Raw genomic sequence first — 15,716 nt, forward strand, 5'->3', positions numbered from 1 at the left:
GGGAACCGGCCGGAGAATCGAATCCCGGTGGCACCGGCGGGTGGCCGGGGCACCGTATTGTCCTGGTGCCGGCCCCTGGCCGGCAACTCGGGATGCCTCAGTTCGCCAACTCGCAGGTCGCCGGCTTGGCCGACGTGAACAGGGCAGGCGTGCCCCATTCCGGGTGGTCGATGAACGGGTTGCGGTTGCCCTGGAAGCTGTAGATCACTTCATTTCGGGCTTTTTCTGCGGCATCCGGCGGGTCGGACAGGTGCCAGTCGATCAGGGTCGAGAGCAGGCCCATGTAGGCCGGCGAGGCCGAGGTCTTCACGATCCTGCTGCGGTCGTCGGTCAGCTCCAGGTCCGGTTCGGACTGGCCGGTGGCTGCGTCCTTGCCGCCCTCATAACGGATCGCCATGTACATCACCGCACGCGCCATGTCGCCCTTGCGGTGGCCCCACACCTCGAAGGTGCCGGCATTCCCGTCCGGGGTGCGCACCCAGTTGGAATTGCCCGGATAGCCGCCACTGCCGCCGCCGGTGCCGTTGTTGGCCTCGGTGGCGCGCTCGCCGCAGTTGCTGTCGCACTTGGCGAACGGCTTGTTGCCGCGGTCCGCGTTCCACTGCGCATCGGTCAGGTACAGCATGTGGGTATCGGTATAGGGCGCGTAGGGCAGTCCCTTGTCGCCGGTGGTGCTGGCAAAGCCCAGTGAATTGGGCCAGGTGTGCTCGCGGTTGTAGGTCAACCCGCTGCCGGTGCCGGCCCGGTCGGTGACCTTGGCGTAGCTGCGGTTGCGGTACGCGTCCAGGATGCGGCCGCTGTTGTTGGGATCCTCGTCGGCGATTTCCAGGATGGTCCAGGTGCTGGTGCCCGAGCCGCTGTACGGATACGAGGTGTGGCCCTTGATGGTGGCGTGCAGCGAGCAGCGCAGCTGGCTGGGGCTGGAGGTGTTGACCTTCGAGTAGTAGCTGCCCGGATCCGGGTCGGGACCGGGGTCGGTACCGCCGCTGGCCACGGTGAAGGCGATGCGGGTATCGGCCGCCGGGCGTGCGCCCTGGGCGTCCTTGATGCGCGCGGCACGGATGTCGAAGCGGCAGGCTTCACCGGCCACCAGCGCGGTGTTGGTCGACAGGGTGAAGCGGGTACCGCTGCTGGCGTGGGTGAGCGGCACCGTGCCGGACTGGCCGCAGCTCAGGGCAAACGCACCGGCGCTGACGGTGACGCTTTCACTGAAGGTCACGGCCAGGTCGGCAGCGGCCGGGAAGCTGGTTGCGCCCTGTTCCGGGGTGGTGGTGCTCACCGACGGCGGGGTGTTGGGCCCGGTGCTGCCGCCGCCGCTGAAGGTCTGGCCGGTGTTGCAGGCACCGAAGGTCTGCGCCGCCGATCCGGCCCAGGTGAAGTGGGTGTACTGGCTGCCGCTGCCGGTGAGCTGCAGGGAGGTGCCCGGGGCGGTGCTGTTGCTCTCGCTGACCGGGATGTTCTGGCTGGTCAGCCCGGCGGCCGGGCCGCCGGAGGCGGTGATGGTGCCTTCGTAGCTGATGAACTGGATGACCTTGCCGCTGGCATCCACCAGCGCGATGCCGTCGTTGGCGCCGTTCTGCAGGCCGTTGGTGGGGTAGGTGACGGTGGCGATGCTGGCCTTGCCGCAGCCGGCGGCGGTACCGGCCGGCACGGCGTTGTTGGCATAGACCGTGGCCGCCGACGGGGTGCTGCCGTTGTACAGGTACAGCCGGTAGGTACTGAGGTCCTCGCCGCCGGTGGCGACCACCTCGATGGCTTCGCCGACATCCCCGGCCGGGGTGCTGTCGTCGTAGTGCAGTTCATTGATGAATACGTCCGCCTGGGCGGAACCGGCGGCCAGCGCCAACAGGCACCCCAGGGACAGCGGTGTGAGCAACCTCATCTACGTCTCCTTGTGATTGGGTTTTGCCGGCCGAATCTAGCTAATCCATATGACACATCTATCGATTTGTCGGATTCGGCACTCCGCAGTGGGACGTGCGTCAAGAAAATGGCGGTCTGGGGGAATTCGTCGGCACCCCCTTGAAAGGGCTCGGGACAGCACCATCTCTGCCCTGTCCCGCACTGGCGGGTTTTTTCACGAGCGGTGCTGGCAGTCACCTGGGGTGAGTGCTAAGATCGCCGGACTTTTTCAAACCAATCAACAACTTAAGAGGCACGCATGAACATCAAGCCGCTTCACGACCGCGTTGTGGTCAAGCCGATCGAAGCCGACGAAGTCTCCGCCGGCGGCATCGTCATCCCCGACTCGGCCAAGGAAAAGTCGACCAAGGGTGAAGTCGTGGCCGTGGGCCCGGGCAAGCCGCTGGACAACGGCAGCGTGCGCGCGCCGTCGCTGAAGGTTGGCGACAAGGTGATCTACGGCCAGTACGCCGGCAGCACCTACAAGAGCGAAGGCGTGGAATACAAGGTCCTGCGCGAAGACGACATCCTCGCCGTCATCGGCTGAGTTTGCGCCGCCGGGCTTGCCCCGCCGCTTCTTCTTTTTTCAGATCAACGCAGCCGGGCATCGCCCGGCGCCACATAAAAGGTAATCGCAATGGCTGCCAAGGAAATTCGTTTCGGTGAAGACGCCCGCGCCCGCATGGTGCGCGGCGTCAACGTTCTCGCCAATGCCGTCAAGGCCACCCTGGGCCCGAAGGGCCGCAACGTCGTGCTCGAAAAGAGCTTCGGCGCCCCGACCATTACCAAGGACGGCGTGTCCGTCGCCAAGGAAATCGAACTGGCTGACAAGTTCGAGAACATGGGCGCGCAGATGGTGAAGGAAGTCGCCTCGCGTACCAACGATGACGCCGGCGACGGCACCACCACCGCCACCGTGCTGGCCCAGGCCCTGATCCGCGAAGGCGCCAAGGCCGTGGCTGCCGGCATGAACCCGATGGACCTCAAGCGCGGTATCGACAAGGCCGTGGTCGCCGCCGTCGCCGAGCTGAAGAACATCTCCAAGCCCACCGCCGACGACAAGGCGATTGCCCAGGTCGGTACGATCTCGGCCAACTCGGATGAGTCGATCGGCAACATCATCGCCGAGGCGATGCGTGAAGTCGGCAAGGAAGGCGTGATCACCGTTGAAGAAGGCTCGGGCCTGGAAAACGAGCTGGACGTGGTCAAGGGCATGCAGTTCGACCGCGGCTACCTGTCCCCGTACTTCATCAACAACCAGCAGGCGCAGACCGCCGACCTGGATGATCCGTACATCCTGCTGCACGACAAGAAGATCTCCAACGTGCGTGACCTGCTGCCGGTGCTGGAAGGCGTCGCCAAGGCCGGCAAGCCGCTGCTGATCGTGGCCGAAGAAGTCGAAGGCGAAGCGCTGGCGACCCTGGTGGTCAACACCATCCGCGGCATCGTCAAGGTCGTGGCCGTCAAGGCACCGGGCTTCGGCGACCGTCGCAAGGCGATGCTGGAAGACATGGCCACCCTGACCGGCGGCACCGTGATCTCCGAAGAAATCGGCCTGTCGCTGGAGAAGGCGACCATCGCCGACCTCGGCCGCGCGAAGAAGGTGCAGGTTTCCAAGGAAAACACCACCATCGTCGACGGCCAGGGCGACCAGGACGCGGTGCAGGCACGCGTGGCCCGCATCAAGACCCAGATCGAAGACACCTCGTCCGATTACGACCGTGAGAAGCTGCAGGAACGCGTGGCCAAGCTGGCCGGCGGTGTTGCCGTGATCAAGGTCGGTGCGTCGACCGAAATCGAAATGAAGGAAAAGAAGGACCGCGTCGACGACGCCCTGCACGCTACCCGTGCGGCGGTCGAAGAAGGCGTGGTGCCGGGCGGCGGTGTTGCCCTGGTCCGTGCGGTCACCGCGCTGGCTGGCCTGAAGGGTGCCAACGAAGACCAGAACCACGGCATCCAGATCGCCCTGCGCGCGATGGAAGCCCCGCTGCGTGAAATCGTCGCCAACGCCGGCGAAGAGCCGTCCGTGATCGTCAACAAGGTCAAGGAAGGCACCGGCAGCTACGGCTACAACGCCGCCACCGGCGAGTTCGGCGACATGCTGCAGTTCGGCATCCTGGATCCGACCAAGGTGACCCGTTCTGCCCTGCAGAACGCTGCCTCGATCGCCGGCCTGATGATCACCACCGAAGCGATGGTGGCCGAAGCGCCGAAGAAGGATGACGGCGCCGGCGCAGCAGGCGGCGGCATGGGCGGCATGGGTGGCATGGGCGGCATGGACTTCTAAGGTCCCCGCACACGCGACACCCTGTCGTGCTGTAAACGAAGAACCCCGCCGAAAGGCGGGGTTCTTTCGTTATGGGACAAACACCTTGTTGCCGTATTCCCAGGTCCACGGCACGGCGGTGTCACCCAAAACGTAGCGCACCAGTGCGGGGAATGCCGCTTCGGCGCGCACATCGTTGCCCAGGATCACCACGCAGCGCTGGCCACGTTCCAGGCAGACCATCGTGTTACCCACCGCATCGTCATGCCCGCCTTTGTAGAAGCCATGGCCCTGCGGGCCATCGAACACCACCACGCCCAGCCCGGCGGCAAGGTCGGCACGCCGCTTCGCCGGGGGCAGTTCGTCCTGCAGCGTGGGGAACTGCGATGCGGTGGTGATCGGCCACTGCGCGCGCACCAGCTCACGCCGCGATGCAGGTGAAAGGCCTTTACCGCTCACCAGGGCGGCGGCAAGCCGCGCGATATCGGTGATGGTGGTGTCCATCGAACCAGCCGCTCGCACACGGCTGCGCTCGTCATGCGGTTCGGTGCTGCCGTCCTGTGTCCAGCCGTCGGCCAGGTTGCCGGCGAAGTCCGCGCGCCAGGTCATGCTGGTACGGGTCATGCCGAGGCGATCAAACACCCTCCGCTGCATTTCCCTGCCCACGTCCAGGCCTACGCCCTGTTCGAGCACGAACTGAAGCAGGATCAGCCCTTCCCCGGAATACGCATACCGCGTGCCCGGGTCGAAATGCAGCCGCAGTTTTCCCTCCGGTTCAAGGAAGGCGAAGTTGGAGAAACCGCTGCGGTGGCTGAGCAGCATGCGCGGGGTGATCTGCTGCCAGCGCGGGTCGTCCTTCAGGTCGGGCCAGGGCGCGTAGCGCTTATCGGCCGGATAGTCCGGTAGTGGACGGTCCAGGTAGGCGGCGATGGGGAGATCCAGATCCAGCATGCCGTCGTCCACGAGCTGCAGCACCATGTAGGCAAACGCCGCCTTGGTCAGCGACGCGGCGTACATGATGGTGTCTGGCTGCAGCGGCTCGCCGGCCGCATTGCGTTTGCCGGCCGCGTGCACCTGCGCGACCTTGCCGTCATCGATCACGGCCAACGCCAGCCCCTGGGCCTGGGTTGCCCGCATCAGACGCTGCATCTGCGCATCCACCGCGGGCGGGGACGGCAGCGCGTGGGGTGGGGCGGCGGCCAGCGCAGCGGACGCTGGCATCAACAGGGAGAACATCAGGACGAACGGGCGCATGCACGGCACTCCTCCGGGTCTCAGCGCCAATCGTACCGTCGGGCCTGCAGCCCTGAACACTGCACCCCAGTTGCGAATGAAACAGTTGGCACTCCCAAACCCCTGTGCTATCAATACTCCCCAATGAACGCACGCCACGCCAATTCCTACTTTTGGTATTACTTTCCGAAGCCACCGGCGGAGGAAGGCATGCGCTCACCCTGAAGAAACCTTCAGACGCATTCCCGAAAGCCGCCAGCGCACCTGGCGGCTTTTTTGTTGCCGCCGCGCTGGGGACCCCCACCTTCCAGGAGACACCCCCATGCCCCCCCACACCGACGACCTGCGCATCCGCAAGATCGAACCGTTGACCCCGCCGGCACAGCTGTTGGCGATGCTGCCCTGCGATGATGAAGCCTCCTCCACGGTAAGCGCCTCGCGCGCCGCACTGCACGAGATCCTGCACGGCCGCGATGACCGCCTGGCGGTGGTGATCGGCCCGTGCTCGATCCATGACCCGGTCGCGGCGATCGAATACGCGCAGCGCCTGAAGCCGCTGCGCGATGCGTACGCGGGCGAACTGGAAATCGTCATGCGCGTCTACTTCGAAAAGCCGCGCACCACGGTGGGTTGGAAGGGCCTGATCAACGACCCGGACCTGGATGGCAGCTTCCAGATCAACAAGGGCCTGCGCGTTGCGCGCGGCCTGCTGCGCGACATCAACAAGTTGGGCCTGCCGGCCGGCGTGGAGTTCCTGGATGTGATCTCGCCGCAGTACATCGCCGACCTGGTTGCCTGGGGCGCGATTGGCGCACGTACCACCGAAAGCCAGGTGCATCGCGAGCTGGCCTCCGGGCTGTCGTGCCCGGTCGGCTTCAAGAACGGTACCGACGGCAACATCAAGATCGCCGCCGACGCGGTGGGGGCCGCATCCAACCCGCATCATTTCCTGTCGGTGACCAAACAGGGCGATACGGCCATTGTCGCTACCGCCGGCAACCCGGATTGCCACGTGATCCTGCGCGGCGGAAAGGTGCCCAACTTCGATGCCGCCAGCGTGGATGCCGCCAGCCAGACGCTGGCCAAGGCGCAGCTGCCGGCGCGATTGATGATTGATGCCAGCCACGCCAACAGCAGCAAGAATCCGGAGAACCAGCCGAAGGTGATCGCCGATATCAACGCACAGCTGGCGGCAGGCGAAGAGCGCATCGTGGGCGTCATGGTGGAAAGCCATCTGGTGGCCGGCCGCCAGGAACTGGTGGAAGGCCAGCCGCTGGTGTACGGGCAGAGCATCACCGATGGCTGCATCGGCTGGGACAGTTCGCTGCAGGTACTCGAAGCGCTGGCCGAGGCCGTGCGTGCGCGGCGCGCGCGGCGTCTGGCCGAGGCGGCTTGACCCCGCAGGGAGCCGGCCGCCGGCCGGCTCCACGAAAGATCCGCTCTACCGGAAGCCTGGTTTTGTTAAAGAGAATCAATTGGATACTGCGCGCCCAGCGCTGCAGACTGCAGGCCTCACTTGAGGGTCCTACAGGGTGTATGTACAATGTATGCACAGTCCAGCAACGTGCGGGTGCTTCCCATGGGAACCGCAAGCAAAGTCATCAATTTCCGGGCCCCTGCCGATAAGCAGGATCTGATCGATCGTGCCGTAGCAATCAGTGGCGTGAATCGCACCGAGTTCATCCTGGAAGCCGCGTGCGACAGGGCACGCGAGGTGCTGGCCGACCAGACGCAGTTCACGTTGAATGCCGAGCAGCTGCAGCGCTTCAATGCGCTGCTGGACGCGCCGCTGGAGGAAAACCTGGCGCTGCGCCGGTTGTTGAGCACGCCGGCGCCCTGGGAACGCTGAGCCCTTGTGGCTCTCCGCTCCAACACCGCTGCATGCGGATCATCTGTTGGATGACTTCCGCTGCAGCGCTCCACCCCTGGCGAAATGGCTGCTTGAACGCGCACGCCAGAACCAGGCATCCGGCGCATCCAGATGCTTCGTTGCCTGCGATGAGAAGCGTCGCGTCGTCGGTTACTACGCGCTCTCAGCCGGTTCGATAGCGCATGACGCCGTGCCCGGACGAATCCGCCGCAACATGCCCGATCCCATTCCGGTCATCGTGTTGGGGCGGTTGGCGGTACATGCGGACAGGGCGGGGCAAGGCATTGGCCAGGGCTTGTTGAAGGATGCGGTGCTACGTTCGCTGCAGGCGTGCGCTCAGGTCGGCGCACGGGCGTTGCTCTGCCATGCCATCGATGAGCCCGCCAAGGCGTTCTACCTCAAGCACGGTTTCATCGCTTCACCCATTCACCCTCTGACGCTGATGCTGCCCCTTGCGTGCTAATGCACCTCGTCGCGGTACACGAACTTCGGCATCTCCCACTTGAAATGGATCGCCAGCAGGCGGAAGGCGAAGCCGCCGCCCAGGCACCACAGCGTGGCGGCGTTGAGCGACACACCCAGTTCGAGCAGGCCCAGCCATGCCGCGCCGGTAAGCAGGGTGATCACCGCGTACAGCTCCTTCTGGAAGATCAGCGGCACCTCGTTGCACAGCACGTCGCGCAGCACGCCGCCGAAGGCGCCGGTGAGCATGCCGGCGATGAGCACGATCGGCACCGCGTGGCCGCCGTCGCGCGCCACCGCGCAGCCGATCAGGGTGAAGCAGATCAGGCCCAGGCCATCGAGCACCAGGAAGGTGCGGCGGAAGTGGTGCATCCAGCGCGCCACCCAGGTGGCGATCAGTGCCGCGCAGATGGTGAAGCCCAGGTACTCGGGGTGCTTGACCCAGCCCAGCGGGTAGTGGCCCAGCACGATATCGCGCAGCGAACCGCCGCCCAGCGCGGTGACGCAGGCGATGATGACCACGCCGAACAGGTCCATCCGCCGCCGGCCGGCAGACAGGGCGCCGGTCATGGCTTCGGCGGAAATGGCGATGAGGTAGATGATGGACAGCAGCATGCAACGGCTCCGGAGGGGCAGGCGGGGACGGAAACGCGCACGCGCCAGCGCCGCAGCACTATCGTGGGGTGGGATTCCGTTGCCGCTCCCGCTGTCCTTTTGCCTGAGAGTTCAGTGGCCAGGCCACGTGCCCCTTCGGCGGGTCATTGAAGACCTCTCTCCAGATCGGCGTGTTGGATGCATGGTTGGTGGCGTATCGAGCCACCGGCCTGAGCGATTATGGGAGCCTGCGCCTTCGGCGGGCGCCAGCGCGGCGCCTCTCTCCTGCATCCGGGTCCGATTCTAGCAGCCAGCACGCCCCCGCCGGTGGATAATCCCGGTATGCCCGCTGAACCCGCCCCCTGGTACGTCTACCTGCTGGAATGCCGCAACGGCAGCTATTACGCCGGCATCAGCAACGACGTGGACGCCCGCTTCCAGGCCCACCTGTGCGGCAAAGGCGCGCGCTACACCCGCGCCAACCCACCGGTGAAGCTGCTGGCCATGCGCGCCTACCCCGACCGCTCGGCAGCTTCCAAGGCCGAATGCGAGCTCAAGCGCCAGCCGCGCGCACGCAAGCTGGCCTGGCTGCAGCAACGGAGTGCCGGAGCATGACCGGAATCGACCCGGCCAAGGCGCGCGCAATGATCGGCAAGACCGTGCTCGCCGGCATGACCTACCTTGACGCCCAGGGCAACGCCCTGGAGCACCGCCAGATGGCCGGGCAAGTGCTGCGCATCAATGACGAAGAAGGCGTGGTACTGGCCAGTGCAATGGACGGCGAGGAAGTGTTCCTGCCGCCCACGCTGGACCACTACACCCCGGCAGCACCGGGCGACTACACGCTGCGCTCAATGGCGCTGACCATCAGCGATCCGGACTACCTGTGCACCTGGGATGTTCACCTCGCCCCTGGCAACGATCCCTGATCGGACGACTTTGGCCGCCGGTCCTCGCGGTCATCACCGAAGATGATCCGCGCGCTGCGCTGGTAGCTCCAATACGCCACCGCCCAGTTGAGCAGCACCACAATCCGGTTGCGGAACCCGATCAGGAAGAACACGTGCGCGGCCAGCCAGAACCACCACGCCAGCACGCCCGACAACTGCAGCCGGCCCAGGTGCACGATGGCAGCCATGCGCCCGATCGTGGCCAGGTTGCCGAAGTCCTGGTACTTGAACGGCCCGGGTGACGGCTTGCCCTCCAGCCGTGCACGGAGGGTTGCGGCCACGTGCTTGCCCATCTGCTTGGCGGCCGGGGCAACGCCCGGCACCGGCCGACCATCGGCCTGCTGCAGCGCGGCCAGGTCGCCGGCGACGAAGATCTCCGCGTGCCCGTCCAGGGTCAGGTCGGGCTGCACCGGCACGCGTCCGGCGCGGTCCAACGGCACCTCCAGCGTCCGCGCCAACGGCGAAGCGGCCACGCCCGCGGCCCACACCACCGTGCGCGCGGCAATGAACTGCTCACCGAGCTGGAAGCCCTCGCCGTCGATGTGGCTCACCGCCGTACCGGTCAGCACTTCCACCCCGAGCTTCTCCAGCTGGCGCCGCGCTTTCAGCGACAGCACCTCGGGGAAGCTGGACAGCACCCGTGGCCCGGCTTCGACCAGCCGCACCTTGGCGCTGGCCGGATCGATATGGCGGAACTCGTTGCGTAGCGTGTGCCGCGCGATCTCGGCCAACGTGCCGGCCAGTTCCACCCCGGTGGGGCCACCGCCGACCACCGCGAAGCTCAGCCACGCCGCTTTGCGTGCCGGATCCGGCTCGGCCTCGGCGCGTTCGAAGGCCAGCAGCAGCTTGCGGCGCAGCGCGATGGCATCGTCCAGGGTCTTCAGGCCAGGCGCGTCGGCGGCCCACTCGTCGTGCCCGAAATAGGCGTGGGTGGCGCCGGTGCACAGCATCAGGGTGTCGTAGCCGAGCTGGCTGCCGTCGGCCAGGGTGATCTGGCGGCTGGCCTTGTCGATCGAGGTCACCTCGCCCAGCCGCACTTCAACATTACGCTGGTCGCCCAGGATGTGGCGCAGCGGCGCAGCGATGTCGGGTGCGGACAGGCCGGCGGTGGCGACCTGGTAAAGCAGCGGCTGGAACAGATGGTGGTTGCGACGGTCCACCAGGGTGATGCGGATGCGCGCGCTGGCCAGCGCGCGGGTGGCCCAGAGGCCGGCGAAGCCGCCACCGATGATGACCAGGTGGGGCAGGGAATCGCGGGTCATGCAATGACTCCTTGGCGGGGGTCGAAGCGAAGCACTGCATGTTCGCACGTGATGCGCGATATTCACGTGGATGGCAGATACTGGGTTCAGCAGCCGTCGCGCCTGCCGGCGGCCGATTCGACCCTTGCCTGGAAAGTCCACCTGCGTGCGCGCATTTCCGAAAGAAGACGCGGCAACACCGGCGCGTTGATCGGCGTATCGTATCGGCGCATATCGACAACCGGGAACACCAACATGCTGAAGATCTGGGGCCGCCGCAATTCCAGCAACGTGCGCAAAGTGCTGTGGTGCGCGGAGGAAATCGGCCTGCCGTACGAATCCATCGAAGTGGGCGGCCTCTTCGGTGGCACCCAGTCGCCGGAATACGTGGGCATGAACCCCAACGGCCTGGTGCCGGTGATCGAAGACCACGGCCTGCCGCTGTGGGAATCCAACACCATCGTGCGTTATCTGAGCGCGCGCTACGCGCTGGGCACGCTGTACCCGGAAGATGCGATGGCGCGCGCGCAGGCCGAGAAGTGGATGGACTGGAGCACCTCGCGCATGGCGCCGCTGTACACCGACCTGATCTGGGGGATCATGCGCACCGCCCCGGCCGACCGCGACGAGGCCCGCATCAATGCCGCGATCACCCGTGCCGGCGAGTTGCTGGGCATGGCCGATGCCACCCTGGCGCAGCAACCTTGGTTGTCCGGCGAGCAGTTCGCGATGGGCGACATTCCGTTGGGCGCGCTGGTCTATGCGTGGTTCGAGCTGCCGATCCAGCGGCCGTCGTTGCCGCACCTGGAAGCGTGGTACCAGCGCCTCCAGCAGCGCCCGGCGTATGTCAAAGCGGTCATGACGCCGTTGACGTGAGGTAACGGACGGTAGGTGCGGACCGTTGGTCCGCACGCTTTCAATACAGGTCGGTGGGATCTACGTCCAATGACCAGCGCACCTTGCGCGCCTGCGGCAAGCCGTAAACCAGCGGCATGATCTGATCCAGCAGCGCATGCAGCGGCCGCCGCGAGGCTGCTGAAAGCAGCAGCTGCGTGCGCTGGTAACCGGCGCGGCGCGGCATCGGCGCCGGCATCGGACCGAAGCGTTCCACCGGGCACTCATGCGCGATCAGCTCGCGCACCGCCATCAGCATGGCGTTGGCGTGCTCCACCTGCTGCGCCTCGGCGCGCATCAGCGCCAGGTGCGCGAACGGCGGGAAGCCGGCCGCTTCGCGCTGCTGCAGCTCGGCGTCGGCGAAAGCGTGGTAGCCCCCGTTGACCAGTGTTTCAAGTAGCGGGTGCCCAGGGTGATGGGTCTGCAGCCAGACCTCGCCGGCGTCGGTGGCGCGTCCCGCGCGGCCGGCCACCTGGATCAGCTGCTGGGCCAGTTTCTCGCTGGCGCGGAAATCGGCGGAGAACAGTCCCTCGTCGATGCCCACCACCACCACCAGGGTCAGCTTGGGCAGGTCGTGGCCCTTGGCCAGGATCTGCGTGCCGACCAGGATGCCGGCGCGGTCGCCCAGCGTGGCAAGTTGGGTCTCCAGCGCGTCGCGCCGGTTGGTGGTGCCGCGGTCGATGCGGATCACCGGGAAATCGGCGAAGGCTTCCGCCAGGTGTTCTTCCAGCCGCTCGGTGCCGATGCCCTGTGGCTGCAGCGCCAGGCTGGCGCAGTCCGGGCAGGCCAGTGGCGCCGGCTGGCGCGCGCCGCAGTGGTGGCATTGCAGCCGGCGGCCGCCGGCGTGCACGGTCATCGGCGCATCGCAGCGTTTGCAGGGCGCGGTCCAGCCGCAGTCGTGGCACAGCAGCACCGGCGCGTAACCGCGGCGGTTCTTGAACACCAGCACCTGGTGGCCGGCCGCCAGGTGCTGGCCGATGCCTTCCATCACCTCGGCCGAGAGGCCGTCCTTCAACGGGCGCTTGCGCACGTCCAGCACCCGCACGCGCGGCGGGCGGGCCTCGCCTGCGCGCTGTTTCAGGCGCAGATGGGTGTAGCGGCCGGCATGTGCGTTGTGCAGTGATTCCAGCGACGGCGTGGCGCTGCCCAGTACCACCGGCACATCCAGCGCCTTGGCCCGCACCAGCGCGAAATCGCGCGCGTGGTATCGAATGCCGTCCTGTTGCTTGTAGCTGCCGTCGTGCTCTTCATCGACCACGATCAGCCCGGCGTTGGGCAATGGGGTGAACACGGCCGAGCGCGTGCCCACGATCACCTGTGCCTCGCCGCGCGCGGCCGCTGCCCACACCCGCGCGCGCTCATTGTCGTTCAGGCCCGAATGCAGCACGTGCACCGCAATGCCCAGGCGGCTGCGGAAGCGCGCCAGCGTCTGCGGGGTCAGCCCGATCTCGGGCACCAGCACCAGCGCCTGTCGGCCGCGGGCCAGGCAGTCCACGATGGCCTGCAGGTACACCTCGGTCTTGCCGCTGCCGGTCACCCCGTCGAGCAGGAACGCGCCGAACCGCGCGTGGGCGGTGATCGCGGCGATGGCGTTGGCCTGCTCCGCGTTCGGGGTCGGGCCCGGCCGCAGGGCCGGCTGCGCCGGCGCGTGCTCCAGCGCGATGCGCTCGACCAGGCCGCGCTTGGCCAGCGAGCGCGCCGCGCTGCGCCAGTCGTCCATCGCCTCGTCGAGCAGGTCCTCGTCCACGCTGCCCCCGGCCAGCTGTTCGGCCAGGCGGTGCGGACGGGTGCCGGCCCGCAGCTTGGCGCGGTGTTCGATTCCTTCGGCAGTGAGCTGCCAGCCCCAGCGGTGGGTGTCGGGCACCGGCTCACCACGGCGCAAGGGCGCGGGCAGGGCGGTGCTGACCACCTCGCCCAGCGGCGCATGGGTATAGCGTGCCAGCCACTGCAGCGAGGTCCACAGCTCGCCGCCCAGCAGCGGCGCCGGGTCCAGCCATTCCACGGCAGCACGCAGTGCGTTGCCGTCGGCCACCGTACCGATCCCGGCCACCACGCCCACCAGCTCGCGCGAGCCGAACGGAACCCGCAGCCGGCGACCGACCATGCCAGGCCCAGGCGGCGCTCCCGGCGGCGGCGCGTAGTCGAACCACTGCGGCAGCGGCAGGGGCAGGGCAACCTGGAGGGAGGGGGCATCCGGCAGCGGCGCCGGGGCACTTTCCAGGGTCAGCAGGGGGGCTGGATCGGGGGGCAGCATCGCGCCAGTGTAGCGGCCCGAACCGGCCCTGTTCAGCGCACGAAACCGATCGCCGCATGGCGCCGTGGAACCTAAATAGGAGCTAAATATCCGTGGCCATTGGAGATTCGGTCTTATCCACATCTTCTGTGGATAAGTCTGTGTGCGAGTGTCGAACTCCGAGCTGTTTGTCAGGGAGTTCCGCAGTGAAGCCTGGGTTGGTCAAAAAATAGCCACACAACTAAATGTATGTAAATCAAGAAGATGGCTGTGAAACACGGCTGACACATGGGTGACGCCGCCTTCACCTGCCGGTTTTCTGCCGATTTTGTTGGTGCTGTGCACAACCTGCGCCGCTGTCAAGCCATCTACATCACCGCGGTAGTCGCACGTGACCCGTATCGGCATCCCCCTGCGCGGGCGCACTCGCTATCATTTCGGCACTTGATGGAGTTGCTATGACGGCTGTGAACGCCCCTGTTTCCTCTACTGCAGCGGGTGCCCTGTCCGCATTCCTGCGAGGCGTCGAACGCCGTGCCCTGGTGGTTGCCGAGCTGCAGTGCGGCGACCCGACCGTCGCCGAACAGGCACTGGTGGCGGTGATGCGCGCCTTCGCCGGCATCGCCAGCGATGTGCCGATGGCACAGTGGCCGGACCGGTTCTGGATCCTGCTGGCCCACCGCACCCCGATCCGCATGCCGGCCCCTGGCGGCCAGTGGGCCCCTGGCCTGGCGCACCTGCCCAGCCTGGCGCCGCCGGCACGTCTGGCGCTGCTGCTGCGGGTAGGGGGCGGGCTGGACGAGGCGGCCGCCGCGCAGATCCTGGACATGCCGGTCGCCGACTACCAGCAGGCGCTGGCGCAGGCCTGCCCACGCGATGCGCAGGGCCACCCCGATGCGGCGGGCTGGCGTGCGTTGGCCGAACAGGTGCAGCAGCGCCTGCGTGACCTGCCGGCCAGCAGGCTGCAGCAACTCCACCAGCCCGCTCCGGCCGCCGCGCCGGGCAAGGGTCCGGCCTCCTGGCGCGCGCCGGCCCCGGCCGATGCGGCGCCCCGGCGCACGCCGGTGCGCCGTCACAATCGCCGGCCGCTGTGGCGTGGCCTGCTGATCCTGCTGGTCACCATCGCCGTGTTGCTGGGCGGTGCGGCGTGGTGGAAGCACCGCAGCCCGGCGCTCGCCCCCGAGGCCAGCGTGCCCGACGGCGCGGTGTCCACCGCCGACCCGGTGCGGGTCGAACCGTTGGCGGCTGAAGACCTGCCGGTGACGGCGCCGGCCGATCCGGCCCACGCCGCCAGTGACGCGGCCATGCTGGCCGACCCGGACCTGATGCTCGCCCGCGATGCGGACCTGTACGCGTGGGCTGCCGCCGGTGGGCCGGTGCCGGTGGACGAGTCGCAACCGCAGCCCAGCCGCCCCGAACCTGCCACCGCCGGCCTGGAGACGGCAGCCGCTGATGAATAAGTCGATCCTGCTGCTCGCCATCGGCTTGGCGACCGGTGCGCATGCCGCGCCACAGCCGCTGCCCCTGCCATCCGCCACGCCTGTGCCGGTTACCACACCCGCCATTCCCGCCACCCCCGCCGCGCTGGACCCGGCCCAGCTGCGTGAACTGCGCAGCCGCTATGCGCAATGGCAGGCATTGCCTGCAGCCGAACGTGCCCGTATCCGCGAGGCCGCCGGCCGTATTGCCGCGATGCCCGCTGCACAGCAGCAGGCGGTGCGGGCCCGCTTCGACGAACAGGACCAGCGGTTCCGCGACGGCTGGCTGCTGGGCCCGCAGCTGGGCCAGCATTTCCCCAAGCTGCAAGGTCTGTTCGGCTACCTGCCCGCTGACCAGCGCGAACCCGCCCTGGCCGCGCTGCGCCAGCTCAACGAGGGCCAGCTGGCCCAACTCACGCTGATCGCCCAGCGCACGCCGCCGCAGGAGCGCGACCAGGTGCGCGACCAGTTCCTGGGGCTGGCCCCGGCCGCGCGCGATGCCTGGTTGAAGGAAAACCTGGTGCGTTGAGCGTAAGATGACCGGCCGCAACCCGGTGCCTGTGCCCTCCGCGCGCTGCCGTAGTTGCCGTCTG

General features: G+C 67.4%; 15 protein-coding genes and 2 riboswitches. Of the genes, 10 read left to right on the forward strand and 5 right to left on the reverse strand.

Translation table 11 applies throughout. The features are described 5' to 3' along the window. Window positions 1-97: 97 nt before the first annotated feature. On the reverse strand, window positions 98-1,882 hold the full coding sequence (locus QE395_RS01855; protein WP_249833191.1) for an endonuclease: 1,785 nt from the start codon (window positions 1,880-1,882) through the stop codon (window positions 98-100). 279 nt (window positions 1,883-2,161) lie between these two features. Between QE395_RS01855 and QE395_RS01860 the strand changes: the two genes are divergently transcribed. Continuing rightward, on the forward strand, window positions 2,162-2,449 hold the full coding sequence (locus tag QE395_RS01860) for a co-chaperone GroES (RefSeq protein WP_068854195.1): 288 nt from the start codon (window positions 2,162-2,164) through the stop codon (window positions 2,447-2,449). Between the two features lie 90 nt (window positions 2,450-2,539). Then, window positions 2,540-4,189 carry a chaperonin GroEL gene (gene groL / locus QE395_RS01865; RefSeq protein ID WP_093534776.1) on the forward strand — a complete coding sequence of 550 codons (1,650 nt, stop codon included), beginning with the start codon at window positions 2,540-2,542 and terminating at the stop codon, window positions 4,187-4,189. A gap of 69 nt (window positions 4,190-4,258) precedes the next feature. Here the strand turns inward: groL and QE395_RS01870 are convergent, their stop codons facing one another. After that, window positions 4,259-5,422 (reverse strand): serine hydrolase domain-containing protein, encoded by a 1,164-nt coding sequence (locus tag QE395_RS01870; RefSeq protein WP_306987399.1) that lies wholly within the window; start codon window positions 5,420-5,422, stop codon window positions 4,259-4,261. A gap of 301 nt (window positions 5,423-5,723) precedes the next feature. On the opposite strand from QE395_RS01870, the gene QE395_RS01875 reads away from it, so the two are divergent. The 3 genes from QE395_RS01875 (at window position 5,724) to QE395_RS01885 (ending at window position 7,734) form a co-directional block, all read left to right on the forward strand. Beyond that, window positions 5,724-6,797: a 3-deoxy-7-phosphoheptulonate synthase gene (locus QE395_RS01875; protein WP_068854192.1), complete on the forward strand. Its 1,074-nt coding sequence runs from the start codon at window positions 5,724-5,726 to the stop codon at window positions 6,795-6,797. 183 nt (window positions 6,798-6,980) lie between these two features. Then, the gene (locus tag QE395_RS01880) at window positions 6,981-7,250 is read left to right on the forward strand and encodes a DUF1778 domain-containing protein (protein ID WP_095363113.1); all 270 of its coding nucleotides are present in this window, start codon (window positions 6,981-6,983) and stop codon (window positions 7,248-7,250) included. Between the two features lie 46 nt (window positions 7,251-7,296). Beyond that, window positions 7,297-7,734, forward strand: a complete 438-nt coding sequence (locus QE395_RS01885; RefSeq protein WP_245356740.1) for a GNAT family N-acetyltransferase — start codon at window positions 7,297-7,299, stop codon at window positions 7,732-7,734. Here the strand turns inward: QE395_RS01885 and QE395_RS01890 are convergent. Next, a complete protein-coding gene (locus QE395_RS01890; protein WP_068854189.1) occupies window positions 7,731-8,348 on the reverse strand; it encodes a trimeric intracellular cation channel family protein in 618 nt (205 codons plus the stop codon). The genes QE395_RS01885 and QE395_RS01890 overlap by 4 nt on opposite strands. An 83-nt stretch (window positions 8,349-8,431) precedes the next feature. Then, a riboswitch (glycine riboswitch) is annotated at window positions 8,432-8,522 on the reverse strand. A 20-nt stretch (window positions 8,523-8,542) separates the two neighbouring features. Beyond that, window positions 8,543-8,625: riboswitch (glycine riboswitch) on the reverse strand. A gap of 44 nt (window positions 8,626-8,669) precedes the next feature. On the opposite strand from QE395_RS01890, the gene QE395_RS01895 reads away from it, so the two are divergent. Continuing rightward, window positions 8,670-8,942 carry a GIY-YIG nuclease family protein gene (locus tag QE395_RS01895; RefSeq protein WP_306987401.1) on the forward strand — a complete coding sequence of 91 codons (273 nt, stop codon included), beginning with the start codon at window positions 8,670-8,672 and terminating at the stop codon, window positions 8,940-8,942. Then, a complete protein-coding gene (locus QE395_RS01900) occupies window positions 8,939-9,256 on the forward strand; it encodes a hypothetical protein (RefSeq protein ID WP_210131157.1) in 318 nt (105 codons plus the stop codon). The genes QE395_RS01895 and QE395_RS01900 overlap by 4 nt, the downstream gene beginning before the upstream one ends. On the opposite strand, the gene QE395_RS01905 is transcribed toward QE395_RS01900, so the two are convergent. Then, the gene (locus QE395_RS01905; protein ID WP_249833188.1) at window positions 9,229-10,539 is read right to left on the reverse strand and encodes an NAD(P)/FAD-dependent oxidoreductase; all 1,311 of its coding nucleotides are present in this window, start codon (window positions 10,537-10,539) and stop codon (window positions 9,229-9,231) included. The genes QE395_RS01900 and QE395_RS01905 overlap by 28 nt on opposite strands. A 234-nt stretch (window positions 10,540-10,773) precedes the next feature. Between QE395_RS01905 and QE395_RS01910 the strand changes: the two genes are divergently transcribed. Then, on the forward strand, window positions 10,774-11,394 hold the full coding sequence (locus QE395_RS01910; RefSeq protein WP_306987402.1) for a glutathione S-transferase: 621 nt from the start codon (window positions 10,774-10,776) through the stop codon (window positions 11,392-11,394). 40 nt (window positions 11,395-11,434) lie between these two features. Here the strand turns inward: QE395_RS01910 and QE395_RS01915 are convergent, their stop codons facing one another. Beyond that, a complete protein-coding gene (locus QE395_RS01915; RefSeq protein WP_306987403.1) occupies window positions 11,435-13,666 on the reverse strand; it encodes a primosomal protein N' in 2,232 nt (743 codons plus the stop codon). A gap of 437 nt (window positions 13,667-14,103) precedes the next feature. Between QE395_RS01915 and QE395_RS01920 the strand changes: the two genes are divergently transcribed. Beyond that, window positions 14,104-15,105 carry a hypothetical protein gene (locus QE395_RS01920; protein WP_306987404.1) on the forward strand — a complete coding sequence of 334 codons (1,002 nt, stop codon included), beginning with the start codon at window positions 14,104-14,106 and terminating at the stop codon, window positions 15,103-15,105. Further along, complete coding sequence (locus QE395_RS01925) at window positions 15,098-15,652, forward strand: DUF3106 domain-containing protein (protein ID WP_306987405.1); 555 nt, start codon at window positions 15,098-15,100, stop codon at window positions 15,650-15,652. Before QE395_RS01920 ends, QE395_RS01925 begins: the two co-directional genes overlap by 8 nt. Window positions 15,653-15,716: the final 64 nt, after the last annotated feature.

Source organism: Stenotrophomonas sp. SORGH_AS_0282, assembly GCF_030818125.1.
GTDB lineage: Bacteria > Pseudomonadota > Gammaproteobacteria > Xanthomonadales > Xanthomonadaceae > Stenotrophomonas > Stenotrophomonas rhizophila_A.

What these genes read in the sequence shown, in the direction of transcription:
- QE395_RS01915 (WP_306987403.1), bottom strand. Translation starts at nt 13,666, where the DNA reads ATGCTGCCCCCCGATCCAGCCCCCCTGCTGACCCTGGAAAGTGCCCCG.
- groL (WP_093534776.1), top strand. Translation starts at nt 2,540, where the DNA reads ATGGCTGCCAAGGAAATTCGTTTCGGTGAAGACGCCCGCGCCCGCATG.
- QE395_RS01910 (WP_306987402.1), top strand. Translation starts at nt 10,774, where the DNA reads ATGCTGAAGATCTGGGGCCGCCGCAATTCCAGCAACGTGCGCAAAGTG.
- QE395_RS01890 (WP_068854189.1), bottom strand. Translation starts at nt 8,348, where the DNA reads ATGCTGCTGTCCATCATCTACCTCATCGCCATTTCCGCCGAAGCCATG.
- QE395_RS01855 (WP_249833191.1), bottom strand. Translation starts at nt 1,882, where the DNA reads ATGAGGTTGCTCACACCGCTGTCCCTGGGGTGCCTGTTGGCGCTGGCC.
- QE395_RS01925 (WP_306987405.1), top strand. Translation starts at nt 15,098, where the DNA reads ATGAATAAGTCGATCCTGCTGCTCGCCATCGGCTTGGCGACCGGTGCG.
- QE395_RS01905 (WP_249833188.1), bottom strand. Translation starts at nt 10,539, where the DNA reads ATGACCCGCGATTCCCTGCCCCACCTGGTCATCATCGGTGGCGGCTTC.
- QE395_RS01880 (WP_095363113.1), top strand. Translation starts at nt 6,981, where the DNA reads ATGGGAACCGCAAGCAAAGTCATCAATTTCCGGGCCCCTGCCGATAAG.
- QE395_RS01860 (WP_068854195.1), top strand. Translation starts at nt 2,162, where the DNA reads ATGAACATCAAGCCGCTTCACGACCGCGTTGTGGTCAAGCCGATCGAA.
- QE395_RS01870 (WP_306987399.1), bottom strand. Translation starts at nt 5,422, where the DNA reads ATGCGCCCGTTCGTCCTGATGTTCTCCCTGTTGATGCCAGCGTCCGCT.
- QE395_RS01875 (WP_068854192.1), top strand. Translation starts at nt 5,724, where the DNA reads ATGCCCCCCCACACCGACGACCTGCGCATCCGCAAGATCGAACCGTTG.
- QE395_RS01920 (WP_306987404.1), top strand. Translation starts at nt 14,104, where the DNA reads ATGACGGCTGTGAACGCCCCTGTTTCCTCTACTGCAGCGGGTGCCCTG.
- QE395_RS01900 (WP_210131157.1), top strand. Translation starts at nt 8,939, where the DNA reads ATGACCGGAATCGACCCGGCCAAGGCGCGCGCAATGATCGGCAAGACC.
- QE395_RS01895 (WP_306987401.1), top strand. Translation starts at nt 8,670, where the DNA reads ATGCCCGCTGAACCCGCCCCCTGGTACGTCTACCTGCTGGAATGCCGC.